The sequence below is a fragment of the Litchfieldella anticariensis FP35 = DSM 16096 genome, from assembly GCF_000409775.1.
GTDB classification, from domain to species: Bacteria; Pseudomonadota; Gammaproteobacteria; order Pseudomonadales; family Halomonadaceae; genus Litchfieldella; species Litchfieldella anticariensis.
In genome coordinates this window covers 333,982-348,145 of the sequence record NZ_KE332392.1, presented here as the reverse complement: position 1 = coordinate 348,145, position 14,164 = coordinate 333,982, and the positions used below count along the sequence as shown (strand labels likewise).

Sequence of the window (14,164 nt, the reverse complement as noted above, 5' to 3'; positions counted from 1 at the left end):
AGTATCGCTCATAACGAAACGCAATCACCGTAGCCAGGTATATCGGCCTCGATACCACTTTCCGCCAAAGCCGTTTGTAGCGCCTTCTGAGCACTCGGCTCACCATGTACTAGATAAAACTGAGGGCGATGACGGAAAGCTCCCGCCCATCCCACTAGATGAGACTGACCGGCATGCGCAGAGAACCCTCCGATAGTGTGAATTTTCGCTTTCACTGGCAATTCATCCCCCAGCACCTTGACTCGCTCGGCTCCATCGACCAGCTGTCGCCCCAAGGTACCGGCAGCTTGGAAGCCAACGATCACCACTCTCGTGCTAGGCTTGGCTAGGTTGTAGCGGAAGTGATGCAAGATACGGCCGCCATTGCACATACCTGCCCCGGCGATGACGATAGCACCGCCATGAATGCGGTTGATGGCCATGGACTCCTCGACACTACGAGTCAGACGTAGCACAGGAAGGTACTGGCTAGGATCGCCTTGGGCAGCCACATTGAGTACCTTGAGATCCTCGCGGTTGAGTGATTTGCGTTTCCTGGCATACAGCTCAGTAACGCGAATCGCCATGGGGCTGTCGAGGAAGATACGCTGTTGCTTGAGTCGCCCCTCGTGGTACAGCACGCTCAAGTGATAAAGGATTTCCTGAGTGCGTCCGACAGCAAAGGCCGGGATCAGAACGTTTCCACCGGCATCGTGCGCTTCCTCGAGTACCTGCGAAAATTCTTCGATGGTCTCTTCCAAGGGACGGTGATCACGGTCACCGTAGGTACTTTCCATCATCACCACATCGGCTTCATGGATTTTCTCGGGCTCTTTCATCAGCACCGAGCTGGGATTACCCAAGTCTCCTGAAAACACCAAGCGTCGCTGGCGCCCGCCAGATGGCAGACCAAGTTCCACGATCGACGATCCCAGGATATGGCCGGCATCACGGAACACCAAGGTTGCACCGCCAGGCAAGGACACCGGTTGGCCATAGCCATGGGGCTCACACAGCTTCAGTGTGCGCTCGACATCGTCCAAGTCATAGAGCACTTCGAGCAACGGTTTGTCAGCCTTGGTCCGCCATTTGTTCTCCCACTCGATGTCCTTGGCCATGACGAAGGCGGCATCGGCCAGCATGATCTCCAACAGATCCCGGGTGTCCCAGGGGCAATGAATCGGCCCGCGATATCCTTCACGTACCAGCTTGGGCAACAACCCCGCATGATCGAGATGGCCATGTGACAGGACCACAGCGGATAGTTGTCGAGCAAGAGCGCCGAAAGGCCTGGCATTGACTCGCTCAGCATCCGGACCGCCTTGGTGCAGGCCGCATTCCAACAGCAACTTGTGGGATGGTTCGGTGTCATTGAGCTCAATGAGGTAACGCGACCCGGTAACCTCACCGACCGCCCCCTGGAAGGTCAGTGTCGCCATGCAGAACTTCGCCCTCTCGCTCCAGCTTGTATGTTCGATTTCTTCAGCATACTGGATAATCGAGAGAGCCACCTTGATCGAGTGCAAGGCTCCACGAACTATCTGAGCCGTCCCCATTACTTCTTGGGCTGGATCTCTCGTTACCAGTAAAAGCTGGAGTCCTCTACACCTTGCCCTTGTTATCGAGCTCTACTGCCGCATGCATACGTTCCAGCAGATCGGGAATCGCCGCCTGCACCCGGTTCCAGCTGGGAATGAAAGGCTTGTCGCGAGGATTGTCGAGAAACACCTTCCCCGCCTCCATGATATTGGCGGCAAACAACTCCACCGCCTGTTCCTCGCTGTGGCGATCGAGCTTCAACCCGTTCATTACGGCATCGTTGTCATAGGTTTCGATCAGATCCAGGGCAATGCGATAGTAAGTCGCCTTGATGGTGCGAAAGCTTTCAGCATTGATCTGTATGCCCAATGTTGCCAGTTTGCGATATAGCGCCTTGGCGATGTCCAGACTCATGCGATTGAGACCGCCTCCGGGATCGTCCTCGGAAACCGGCTGGTGCTTATGATCGTAGATATCGGCGATATCCACCTGGCATAACCGCTTGGTGGAATAATTGCGATGCACTTCGGAGAGCACACCGATTTCCAGCCCCCAGTCACTGGGAATGCGGATTCCGTCTAGCACGGCGGCACGCATGGAAAATTCGCCGGAAAGCGGATAGCGATAGCTATCGAGATAGTCGAGATATGACAGGGGGCCGTAGATCTTCTTCAGCGCACGAATAAGCGGTGTCACCATCAAGCGCGCCACCCGGCCATTGAGCTTACCCGCGGCGATACGTGAATAGTAGCCCTTGCAAAACTCGTAGTTGAATTGAGGGTGAGCTACGGGATAGATCAGTCGGGCCAACAAACTACGATCGTAGGTGACGATGTCGCAGTCATGTAACGCCACCGCCTCGGCCCGCCGCGAGGCCAGTACATAGCCGGCACAGAACCACACATTGCGCCCCTTGCCCGGCTCTTGCGGGGAAATGCCCTCGGCAGCCAGTTCGGCGTCAAGCGCTCTCAGCCGTGGCCCGTCGTTCCACAGAATACGATGGTGCTGCGGCAGACGTGAAAAGAACTCTCGGGCATGCAGGAACTGCTCTCGGTCGGCCTGATCCAGGCCAATGACTATTTCCGAGAGATATGGCACTTTGGCCAGTTCATCGACGATATGCGACAGAGCCGGCCCCTCGAGCTCGGAATAGAGCGACGGCAGGATTAGCCCCATGGGGCGCCGCATGGAAAAACGCACCAAATCGACTTCCAGGGCCTCCACCGGGCGTCGGGTCAGATTGTGGAAATTGGTGATGATGCCATTCTGATAGAAGTCGCTCATATCGGGATCTCCTCACCCCACCAGTAATCCAACCCCTCGACCCATCCTTCGGGACCATGTTCGCGGGTGCGATAGAGTCGCTCGGCCTTGACCTCGACTGGCTGACCATGACGACCACGAATCAGTACCGCCAGGTCCACTGCTTCCAACAGCGGTATATCATTGGGACCATCACCCAACCCCAGGGTGTGCGGCCGGGTGCCGCGTAATGCCACGAATCGATCGACCAACCAATGCAGAGCGTCTCCCTTGTGCACCCGACCCATTACGTGCAGGAAGCGTCCGCCGCGAGTCAGGTGCAGACCATCGTCATTGAGCGCCTGAGCGAAATGTTTCAACGCCGCTTCGGAGTCCTGCCAAATCAGCGGCTCGCTACCTTCACGAACCCGGGCCAATCGCGCTTGTGGTTCAGGAAGTCCGGTATGCTCCATGATCTCGTCCAGCGCCATTTCCCCCATGCTACGAAACGACAGCCCTAGCCGTTCCCTGAGTACCTCCAGGCGTCTGCGAATGAATCCCACATCCAAGCTGGGCGTCTTGATGCACAACCCTCCGACATTGTCTGGATTACGATCAAGGCGGGCGTGCTGCCAGGCTGGTGGCAAACCGATCACAGCGCCATTCTCGGCGATGAATGGGCTATTGCTTAGCCCCAGATCAAGGCGCAGGGACAGTAGTTCGGCACGAGTCTTACTGGTGACGGGGATTACCGGTACACCGGCATGTTGCAGTCGTGACAGCCAGGCACTGGCGGGTTGCCAGCCATAGGTATCATGGTCGAGCAAGGAACCATCAAGATCGGTGAATACCACTCGTGGACGAGAAGACAACTGTGTCATGGCAGCACCTATGTAGCGTTCATGCTAATGATGAACCTAGCACGTAGCATGCCAAAGCACCCATTTCGTTGTCAGATATCGCCATGTTATATGCTGGCATTAAGCACCAAGCACTATATTGGGGCCAGATTGCGCTATCGACCTCTTTTATCTCACCATATTGGTGCATGCTAAAAATCCTTCTGGCACGTTATCAAAAGATACATATTAAGCCTGAGTTTTTCTGGTTCTTTACCACCTATAGCCGTTATAATGCGGCACACGTTGTCAATGTATTATTCGAGTAATAAACAATGGACACCAGGCCAAAATCCATTCTGGTAATGGGCGTTTCCGGGTCGGGAAAATCTCACATAGGGAAGCTCATTGCTGAACGGCTACAAGCTGATTTCATCGATGCCGACGATCATCACAGCGCTACCAGCATTGCCAAGATGTCACGAGGTGAGCCACTGAATGACAATGACAGAAAAGACTGGTTGCAAACACTTGCCAACTTCTATCGTGACTACGGAAGGCGGAAGAAGACAGTGGTTATTGGATGCTCCGCTCTCAAGCGTCGCTATCGGGACATACTACGCCAAGGGGCTCCAGAGCTGCGTATCCTGTATCTTCATGGTGATCGTGACGTGCTATTACGACGGCTGGTAAGCCGCCAAGGACACTTTTTTCATGGTGATCATATGCTCGACAGCCAACTTAGAGATCTGCAAGCTCCTGGCGAAGATGAAGCCATTGTTATCGACATTCGTCTCCCCCCAGAAGAGATCGTCGACAGATACTTGAAAACTTTGACAGGCTAATTCATCAACGAACCTTTGCAGACTAATCATCGACTTCAATTCCACCAAGCCTGTATCTAATAACTTCTCTTCTTTCCGATTTTTCCAGACAAGATATTGAACATTCTCTATGAAAAACCGCCGATCGGAATCGGCGGTTTTTCATATATTGCAATCAGTGGATATATTCCCGTATCACAGCGGCCAGATGGCCAATTGCGGCCACATCAACAGCGCCGCCAACACACACAGTTGAATCAGCATGAACGGCAGCACCGACACATAGATATCCTTGAGGCTGATCTCCGGCGGTGCCACGCTCTTGAGATAAAACGCCGCCGGCCCGAATGGTGGCGATAGGAACGAGACCTGCATGTTCACCGCGAACAGGATGCCGAACCAGATCGGGTCGAAGCCCAATTGGGTGACGATCGGCAGGAAGATCGGCAAGGCCAGCATGGCGATGCCGATCCAGTCGAGGAACAGCCCCAAGACCAGCATGATGCCCATCATCACCAGGATGATCACGATCGGCGCGACCTCGAGCCCGAGGATCAGTCCCGACACGAAGCGGTTGCCGCCCATCAGGTTGTAGACCCCGACCAACGCCGCGGCGCCGATGCCGATCCAGATGATCATGCCGCAAGTGTTCAGTGTCTGGCTCAGGCTGTGGTGCAGCATGCCCAGACTGAACTCGCCGCGCAGCAGGATGGCCAGGATCACCCCGAACACGCCCATCGCTGCGGCCTCGGTGACCGAGGCGATGCCGCCGTAGATGGTGCCCAGCACCAGGAAGGCGATCATGCCCGGCAGCAGGATCGCCTTGATGGCGTCGAGCTTGCTGGCGAAGGGGTTGTCCTGGGTCTCGTCGGAGAGCGGGGGGCCCATCTCGGGGTTCTTCAGGCAGCGCACCAGCACATAGGCGATGTACGAGCCCATCAGGATCACCGCCGGGGTCACCGCGGCGGTGAACAGTTCGGCGATCGACACACTGGCGATCAGGCCGTAGATGATCAGCACGATCGACGGCGGCATCATGGTGCCGAGTGCCCCACCGGCACACACCACGCCGATCGAGAGCCGCTTGTCGTAGCCCAGGCGCAGCATCTGCGGCAACGCCAGGATCCCCAGCAGCACGATCTCACCACCAATGATTCCCGACAGCGCGGCGAGGAAGAACGCCACCACGATGGTCTGCACCGCCACGCCCCCGGGCAGACGCCCAGCGAACACACGCATGGCGTTGAACAGGTCCTTGGCGATCCCCGAGCGATCGAGTAGCGAGGCCATCAGCACGAACATCGGTACCGCCACCAGCGAGTACTCGGTGATAAAGCCATAGACGCGGCTGGTGACCAGCGGCAGTGCGGTCTCGCCGAACCAGCCGAAGGTGAAGACCATGGCCACCAGACCGGTGATGAAGGCCAGCGGCAGGCCGGTGACCAGCAGCGCGAAGATCGCCCCCACCATCAGCAGGGTCGCAGTTGCGATATCCATCAGCGCCCCTCCTTGGCCGTGGTGGTCGAGGTGGTGGCCGGTCGCGCGCGCAGCGACTGGATCAGGTGCAGCGTTGCCTGCAGCGTCATCAGCGCCAGGGCGAATAGAATTACGCCCTTGACCAGCGCCGGAAAGGGCGGGTTCCAGGAGGTCCCGGAGCGCTCCAACTGCCACTCGCCGAGCGGGTTGTGCGAGGCGCGCCAGAACATGTGGAAGGCGGCGTAGCTCATGGTCAGGCAGAAGCCCAGCGTCACCAGGTCGTTGAAGCGATCCATCCAGCCCTTGAGGCGCGCCCCGGCGTTATCGTAGAGCACCTTGACGCGAATGTGGCTGTTCTTGGCCATGGCCGCCGGCCCCCCCAGGGCGAAGCTCACCGCGACCAGGAACACCACGCTCTCGTGGACCCAAGAGGTGGGGTTGTTGAAGCCGTAGCGCAGGAACACCTCGACCACGCTGATGGCCATGGCCAGCAGGATCATCCAGGCGGCGCCACGAGCACCGCGGGCCACCAGGCGGTCGAGGGCGTTGCGTTCGGGGGAGATGTCCTCGGCCTGCTCGATGACCTCGGACAGGTCTTGAGTGTCAGAAGGTTGCTGCGACATGGGTTATCTCCGTAAATCGCCCGAGAAGTCGCTCGGGCGATCCACCGGTCGGATGATGAGTAAATGATTTGGCGTGTACCGTGTTACATCAGGTTGCGAGCTTGCAGGAACTCGACCACCGAGTCGTAGATCTTCTGGTTCATCTCGCTACGCTCAGCCCACGCTGCCCACTCTTCCTTGGCAATATTGCGGAACTTGGCACGTTCCTCGGCTGGCATGTCGATCAGTTCGATATCCGGGTTGCTGCGTGCCTCAGCCACGGCCTCGAGATCCAGTTTCTTGAGCTCGAAGACCATTTCGTAAGCCAGTCTATCCACCGAGGTTTCCAGGATTGCCTTGAGGTCCTCGGGCAGGCCGTCCCAAATCTCCTTGTTCAACGATACCGACACCATCGGCAGGGAGTGGAACCCCGGATAGTTCGGGTAGTTGGCAAAGCTGTGCAATCCCTGGCTGTGGTTGGTGGAGAACACTGTGTAATCAGCGGCATCGATAACTCCCTTCTCCAACGAGGTATAGACCTCGGAACCCGGCAGATTGACCGGTGCCGCTCCCGCTTTCTCGAAGATGTTGTAGACCATGCCTTCCGGCGCACGGACCTTGAGGCCCTCGAGATCGTCAACGGAGCGAATCGGCCGCTTGGAAGGGAACGACTCCAGGCCGGTTGCCGCAGCACCGATCAAATGTACGCCGTAGGGCTCGACCAACTCGTTGTAAAGCTCCTCGCCACCGCCGTGGTTCATGTACTCGAGGAACTCCAGTGGATCGCCCCAGGCCCCAACCAAATTACCCAACATGCCGAAGGCGGGGTCACGGCCCGAGAAGTAACTAGGGTCGGTCAGATGCCCCTGCAGGATGCCGGCTTCGACCGCATCGAGCGTCTGGTTGGCCTGGACGACAGCATTGACCGGCAATATCTCGATCTCGATTCGGCCGCCTGACATTTGATTGACATTGTCGGCCCACGCTTTCTTCATTTCGAACTGTGGCTCGCCGGACGTCTCGGAGGTCTGGAAGGTCCATTCGTATTCCGCCGCCTGCGCCCCGAAGGCCAGGGAGCCCAGTACCGCAGTGGCTAGCGTCTTGAGTGCGAAACCCTTGAGTGACGTGGTAGTGGTCATGATGCCCCTTCTCGCTTGCTTTCAGGTTATCGTTGCGACACCAGTGGTGCCGTGGGAACAAGAGCCATTCACGATGGCTCGAGACGCCCCACGCCTGGCAGGCGCAGGGTGGGAAGATGGCTGCTCAGCCCCTCCAGCCCCAGGTCGAGACCTGTTCTCTCAAGGACAGACAGGGCAGCGGCTTCGGCCTGTTCAGGTTGACGCAGGCGTATCGCCTCCATTAGAAGACGATGGCGTTCCATGCTGTCGTTGAGCTCATCGGCGCTGTGATTGGATGTTTCCACCAGCAGCGCAATCGCTGGTTTGAGCACATGGCTGATCTGCGACCACAACAGGTTGTGGGTCGCAGCGAAGATTGCTTCGTGAAAGGCGACATCGTGGTCATCGTGGCTTACCCCCTGATAAAGATGATCGGGAGTTTCCAAGGCCCTAATCATGCCATGGTAGGCAGTTTCGATCGCCAACAGGTCTGCCGCCGTGGCGTTCTCAGCCGCTAAGCGCGCCACGAAGGGTTCCACGGCGACTCGGAAGGCGAAGATCTCACGACGAATACGTGGGTTGGGCTGGGCAAAACGGGCCATCCAGTCACTGACCCGTGGGTCGAGCAAGTGCCACTCGGCCAGTTCGCGTACCCGACTGCCCTGCCCCGAAATACGCTTCACCATGCCCGCTGCCACCAATGTCTGGAGTGCGCTGCGTACCGTGCTACGACTGACACTGTACTGTTCGCAGAGATCCAGCTCCTTGGGCACGAAATCCCCCGGAGCATAAACGCCGCTGAAGATCGCCTCGGCGAGCTGCTCGGCGATATCGGGGCGCGTTGCGCGATTGTTGGGGGAAGATGTGGCTCGGCTCATGCCAGCTCCGACTGTCGTGTAGGACTATGCTCCGTTTATGTCCGACATAGGATCGTGTAAAAAAGAACATAATGCCTTTAGACGTTAGTCAAAGCCTCGGGGCATGGTGGCCAGAACAAAAAAAACGCCTCGGCATAGGCCGAGGCGCTCGATAGTCAGATGTTGGGCGGGGAAGCGATCAGTCGCGGTAAACCGGGAAGCGTGCACAGACTTCCTCGACCTTGGCCTTGACGTCAGCTTCGACCGCGGTTGAGTCGCCATTGACCATCGCGTCGAGGATATCGCAGATCCAGCCGGCCAACTCGCGGCATTCGGTCTCGCCGAAGCCACGGGTGGTCACCGCCGGCGTGCCGATACGCAAACCGGAAGTCACGAAGGGGCTCTGCGGGTCGCCCGGCACGGCATTCTTGTTGACGGTGATATGGGCGCGCCCCAGGGCAGCATCCGCGTCCTTGCCAGTCAGGCCCTGCTTGATCAGCGACAGCAAGAACAGATGGTCCTCAGTACCGCCGGATACCACGTCGTAGCCACGTTCGATGAACACACCAGCCATGGTCTGGGCGTTCTTGATCACCTGCTGCTGATAGCTCTTGAACTCAGGCGTCATGGCCTCCTTGAAGCACACCGCCTTGGCGGCGATGACATGCATCAAGGGACCGCCCTGCTGACCGGGGAAAACGGCGGCCTGGAGCTTCTTCTCGATATCCGCGTCACCCTCGCTGGAGAGGATCAGGCCGCCACGCGGACCACGCAGGGTCTTGTGGGTGGTGGTGGTGACCACATGGGCATGCGGCATCGGACTCGGGTAGAGACCGGCGGCAACCAGGCCGGCGATATGCGCCATGTCGACCAGCAGGTAGGCACCCACCTCGTCGGCGATCTCACGGAACTTGGCCCAGTCGATGATCTGGGAGTAAGCCGAGAAACCGGCGATGATCATCTTCGGCTGATGCTCACGGGCCAGACGCGCAACCTCGTCGTAATCGATACGACCGTTCTCGTCGATACCGTACTGCACCGCGTTGTAGTGCTTGCCGGAGAAGTTGGGCTTGGCACCATGGGTCAGGTGGCCGCCGGCGTCCAGGCTCATGCCCAATACGGTGTCGCCCGGCTTGACCAGTGCCTGGAAAACAGCACTGTTGGCTTGGGAACCAGAGTGCGGCTGGACATTGGCATAGGCCGCATCAAACAATTCCTTGGCGTAATCAATGGCCAATTGCTCGACGATATCGACGTACTCGCAACCACCGTAGTAGCGTTTGCTGGGATAGCCTTCCGCATACTTGTTGGTCAACTGGGTCCCCTGGGCTTCCATCACTCGGGGGCTGGCGTAGTTTTCGGAGGCGATCAGTTCGATATGCGCTTCCTGGCGGGCGACTTCTTTCTGCATCGCATCGAACAGGGCATCATCGAAACCGGCAATCTGCATGTCACGGCTGAACATCGTCGAGGGTCCTCGAAATCGCGGGAAAATCGAAGCCAACATGATACCCTAGGCCTGACGTCCTTTCACATGAAAGGGGGTCATGCTCTGCCCCATTATTTCTCACGTTGGGTTTAGCCAAACTTAAGCACGCGGATTAGCGGCTCTCGACGCGAATACTCAACTGCTCTGAAAGTCCCAGGGGATCTTCACGATAGCTATCCAGGTTGCTGTTGGGGGGCAACGAGGCGGATATCGTCAACTCACTGACGTTGCCTTCGAGCATGCCAACCAATGCCATCAAGATCGCCTTCACGTCATCTCCCAGCACCATACCGAACCCCTGGGCCTGGGTACGTGCCCGTTCGATGAACTGCTGCTCACTGATGCCTGCCATGGCGGCGCCTACCGGCGCAATGCGGCCGAACAGGCCCTGCTCCTCAAGATGCAGGATGATATCGCCCCCCAGCAGGGTCATGTCCTCGAAATCGTTGAGACCAGCAAAGTAAGCTGCCGGCTCCATGCCCGTAGGTACGGCTACCGGAAGATCCATGTCCAGCCTGAGGTGCAACGCATTGGCCATGTCCACCACGCCATGGCTCATGATCGATCCCATGTCATCTTCTGCCGTCCAGCGACCTTCGAAGGCAACATCCAGGTCTAGCTCGCCAGTACCATCGGTTAGTACATTGCTGAACATGCGCATCTGGGTGCGCTGGTCAACAGGAGCCAACTCCACCATCCGATTGAGGTCCAGGTGCATAGCATCGAGCCACACGCCGCCTTCGCCATCGTCCGTGTCGCCATCCACTCGCAAGCGCTCGAAGGCACCCACCAGTCGATCGGTGTCGATAACCATGTCGGACAATAGCAATTCGCCAACACGGGCCTCCTCCTCGATATCGAGATTACGAGCATCCACCAGCCGCAACGAGGCCAGACGGAATGAACCGGAACCCAATTCGCCTAGATTCTCACCCTCACCGGAAAGCTCGTTCGCTTCGAGCAGACCGATACGGTCCGCCGCCAACTCCCGCCCCTCGATGCGTGCAATGTTAAGGCGCCCTCTTCCATCGGCCCAAGGCGTGTCGTGGAATAACTCCATGGCTACGTCGGAGGCAAGATCGATGGCGAGATTGTCGACGCTCAATCCCTCGGTACGCCAGGCATCCGCCAATGACTCATTTTGTAGCGGAAAAACGGCGTGCGACGGCTCTTCAAAGTTCAACGTCTCGACACTCACCACAGTCAGACCGCTTCGAGTGTCCTCAACTCTCAAGCCATCGATCATTACAGCATCGGGGGCATCGTAGTCACCACGCACAGTGTAACGGTCGACCAGCACCCGCTCGCCGTGGCCGCTATCATAGATCAGCGTATCGGCAACCACGCGACTGCCGAACGACAACATCGGCGAAGAGACATCGCCAATCTCGAACGTTCCCGTCTCGCCGAACATGGCTCGCAAGTCGGCCTCCAGCCGTTCTGGACTGGCCAACACCGATCCTGGAAGTACCAACAGAGCCAGGCTCAGCAACCAAAGGCCGATGGATTTCATGATTCCCCTCCATTGAGATTGCATTACAATGGACACGAACCGTTACAGTCTACGCCAGATCGCCTCATCAAGCCTCTCCCAGCAACCCCAGACTGGCCATGGGAGCTTGTTTGCGTACTCCGCGTGATAGGACGTGACCGATAATACCGATCAATAATGCCCCTCCCAGTGGCAAGGTCACCCATAGCCCCCAGTGGATACGCGGCGCAAGATCCAGCCAACCGATATAGATCCCACCTGCCGCCAACTCGGCGAGCAGCGCCCCCATCAGCCCGCTGGTAAAACCCAGTACCGCGAACTCAGCGCCTTGGACGCGAGAGAGTAGTCGGTCTCCGGCACCGAACACCCGCAGCAGACCACTTTCATGGGCACGCATGGGGCGGCTGGCGATCAGTGCGGCGTACAGTACGCTGACACCAGCCAGTAATACGAAGCCGAGCACGAACTCTACCGCACGCGTGACCTGGCCAAGCAAGTCGCGCACTTGGGCGAGAATCGCTTCGACATTGAGTAGCGACACACCGGGGAAGTTGTCGACCAACCGGCGTAGGACATCGTTGTTATCTCGTGGTAAATGGAACGCCGTGATATAGCTGTGGCCGAAACGCTCCAGCACTCCGGGCGGGAAGATCACAAAGAAATTGGGCCGAAAACTGTCCCAGTCCAGGTTACGCAGGCTGGCAATCTCGCCAGTAATATCCTCGCCACCGATGGTGAAGGTGAGCGTATCGCCCAACCCCAGCCCCAAGCGGTTCGCCAGGCCATCCTCCATGGATATCGGGACACGCGGTGGCGACTGGGTATCGATCTCGTCATACCAACCTCCTGAACCGGAACCCGCCGCTTCCAGAGAATCGAACCACTCACCCGCTACCACGCGATTGCCCTCAGGCAATGTCTCACGCCAAGTGAGATTGAGTTCACGACGTAGTGAGCCATCGCCTTGCGCGTCGACCGGCACCACCTCGCGAGGCGGTTGATCGTTGATAGCAGTGATACGTCCACGCACCATGGGATAGAGTGCAGTTAGTTCGTCGGAGGCGCCCTCAAGGGTTTCGATAAACGCCTGGCGCTCACCGGGCTGGATATTGATGGCAAAATAGTTGGGCGTGTTTTCGGGAAGCTGGGCCTGCCAAGTGGTCAGCAAATCGCCTCGCACCAGCGCGATCATCGCCATGGCAGCGAAGGTCACGGCAAAGGCCAGCATCTGTCCCAAACTGGCGCGACGTCGACGTGCCAGTTGCCGGGCTCCCAGACGTATTGCCTGGCGCAGGTCATGGCCGTTCCCACCGTTCGATACCGGTACCCGCGATGCCAGACGCAAGACTCCCCCCAGCAGTAGCCAGCCCACGGCCCACAAGGCTACCAGCATGACCACCCCCCCGCTCAACAAGCCGAAGGAGAGCCACGCATCGCCCGAGTAAAGCCACAACAAGCCACCGAAGACCAAACTGGCCATAGCGACTACCACCCAAGCCGATGCTGGCAAAGGGTCGAGCTCTCGACGCAGCACCTTGAGCGCGCTGACGCGTTTGAGCCGCAACAAGGTGGGGCCAGCAAAGCCTACCAGCACAGCCAGGGCTGTCAGCATTCCCAACCACAGCGGCAATAGCCCGGGAGGCGGTAATTCCAGTGGCAAAAAGCGCGTCAGCAACATCAACAATCCTGCCTGACCAGCCAAGCCCAGTAACGCGCCAAGCAGCGAGGCAGCCAGCGCTAACCATAGCAACTGCAGGGCAAACAAGCGGGTAAGCTGAGCCTGAGAGGCTCCAAAACAGCGCAGCAATGCCGCCGTATCCAAATGACGATCCACATAACGGCGTGTGGCCATGGCCACCGCTACACCGGCCAGCAGCACCGCTGCCAAGCCGGCCAGGCTCAAATACTTTTCCGCCCGCTCCAGCGAGCGCCCCAATCCGGGGCGGTCGATCCGCACGTCACGCACTTCGACCCCTTCACGCCGCAACTGATCGAGACGCCCTTCCAGGCTGGCTACGGCCTCGGGCGGGCCGGCGGCAAGTAACTCGAACTCGACCCGGGAACCGGGTTGTACCAAGTCAGTTGCCTCGAGGTCAGCCAGGTTCATCATCAAGCGTGGATTGAAATTACTGAAGCCTGCCGACTGGTCAGGCTCGCGCTCGATGAAGCCGCTGACCGTCAATGATGTCCTGCCAATTTGGATGTCATCACCCAACGAGACTTCGATAAGCCGGGCCAAGCGTGGAGCCAGCCAGATCTCGCCAACCTTGGGCCCGCTGGCTACCTGCTCGGCACCTTCGCCGCGATCGACATGCACCATTCCATACAACGGATAATGATCGTCGACCACCTTGAGGCTAGCCGGCTGGAAGGCCCCTTCACTGCTGACCATCGAGACCATGTCGACCTGGTCACTTACGGTCAGCCCTGCATCGTGAAGTTCTCGCCGCAGCCCCTCATCAAAGGGCTGCGACTGTTCAAGCACCAGGTCGCCACCCAGCATCTGGCTTGCCTGGCGTTCGAGGCCACGCTCCAGGCGATCGAGAAAGAAACCGATCATCGTCGCCGCCGCCACCGCCAATGCCAATGCTACGAACAAGGCGCGCACGTCAGCAGCACGTAGATCGCGCCGCAACCCCCGCCATGAGAGAGTCAACCAATGCATGGCGGATCTGGGCGCCGACAGCGGCAAGTCGTGTTGGTCGTT

General features: G+C 58.4%; 11 protein-coding genes. 1 reads left to right on the top strand and 10 read right to left on the bottom strand.

The window, feature by feature from the left end; translation table 11 throughout:
* Positions 1-8: 8 nt before the first annotated feature.
* The 3 genes from L861_RS17195 to L861_RS17185 all read right to left on the bottom strand — a co-directional run bounded on the left by L861_RS17195 (position 9) and on the right by L861_RS17185 (position 3,641).
* On the bottom strand, positions 9-1,418 hold the full coding sequence (locus L861_RS17195) for an MBL fold metallo-hydrolase RNA specificity domain-containing protein (protein WP_027947881.1): 1,410 nt from the start codon (positions 1,416-1,418) through the stop codon (positions 9-11).
* A 163-nt stretch (positions 1,419-1,581) separates the two neighbouring features.
* Positions 1,582-2,802 (bottom strand): glycosyltransferase family protein, encoded by a 1,221-nt coding sequence (locus L861_RS17190; RefSeq protein WP_016417911.1) that lies wholly within the window; start codon positions 2,800-2,802, stop codon positions 1,582-1,584.
* On the bottom strand, positions 2,799-3,641 hold the full coding sequence (locus L861_RS17185; protein ID WP_016417910.1) for an HAD-IIB family hydrolase: 843 nt from the start codon (positions 3,639-3,641) through the stop codon (positions 2,799-2,801). The genes L861_RS17190 and L861_RS17185 overlap by 4 nt, the downstream gene beginning before the upstream one ends.
* A gap of 293 nt (positions 3,642-3,934) precedes the next feature.
* Between L861_RS17185 and L861_RS24285 the strand changes: the two genes are divergently transcribed.
* Positions 3,935-4,444 (top strand): gluconokinase, encoded by a 510-nt coding sequence (locus tag L861_RS24285; protein ID WP_081645882.1) that lies wholly within the window; start codon positions 3,935-3,937, stop codon positions 4,442-4,444.
* Between the two features lie 174 nt (positions 4,445-4,618).
* On the opposite strand, the gene L861_RS17175 is transcribed toward L861_RS24285, so the two are convergent.
* The 7 genes from L861_RS17175 to L861_RS17145 all read right to left on the bottom strand — a co-directional run bounded on the left by L861_RS17175 (position 4,619) and on the right by L861_RS17145 (position 14,122).
* A complete protein-coding gene (locus L861_RS17175; RefSeq protein WP_016417908.1) occupies positions 4,619-5,920 on the bottom strand; it encodes a TRAP transporter large permease in 1,302 nt (433 codons plus the stop codon).
* The gene (locus L861_RS17170; RefSeq protein ID WP_016417907.1) at positions 5,920-6,522 is read right to left on the bottom strand and encodes a TRAP transporter small permease subunit; all 603 of its coding nucleotides are present in this window, start codon (positions 6,520-6,522) and stop codon (positions 5,920-5,922) included. The genes L861_RS17175 and L861_RS17170 overlap by 1 nt, the downstream gene beginning before the upstream one ends.
* Before the next feature lie 83 nt (positions 6,523-6,605).
* Positions 6,606-7,640: a TRAP transporter substrate-binding protein gene (locus L861_RS17165; RefSeq protein WP_016417906.1), complete on the bottom strand. Its 1,035-nt coding sequence runs from the start codon at positions 7,638-7,640 to the stop codon at positions 6,606-6,608.
* Positions 7,641-7,708: 68 nt separating this feature from the next.
* A complete protein-coding gene (locus L861_RS17160) occupies positions 7,709-8,497 on the bottom strand; it encodes a FadR/GntR family transcriptional regulator (RefSeq protein WP_016417905.1) in 789 nt (262 codons plus the stop codon).
* A gap of 178 nt (positions 8,498-8,675) precedes the next feature.
* Positions 8,676-9,941: a serine hydroxymethyltransferase gene (gene glyA, locus L861_RS17155; protein WP_016417904.1), complete on the bottom strand. Its 1,266-nt coding sequence runs from the start codon at positions 9,939-9,941 to the stop codon at positions 8,676-8,678.
* Between the two features lie 136 nt (positions 9,942-10,077).
* Positions 10,078-11,478 (bottom strand): hypothetical protein, encoded by a 1,401-nt coding sequence (locus tag L861_RS17150; protein WP_016417903.1) that lies wholly within the window; start codon positions 11,476-11,478, stop codon positions 10,078-10,080.
* Positions 11,479-11,545: 67 nt separating this feature from the next.
* Positions 11,546-14,122 carry an ABC transporter permease gene (locus L861_RS17145; protein WP_027947880.1) on the bottom strand — a complete coding sequence of 859 codons (2,577 nt, stop codon included), beginning with the start codon at positions 14,120-14,122 and terminating at the stop codon, positions 11,546-11,548.
* Positions 14,123-14,164: the final 42 nt, after the last annotated feature.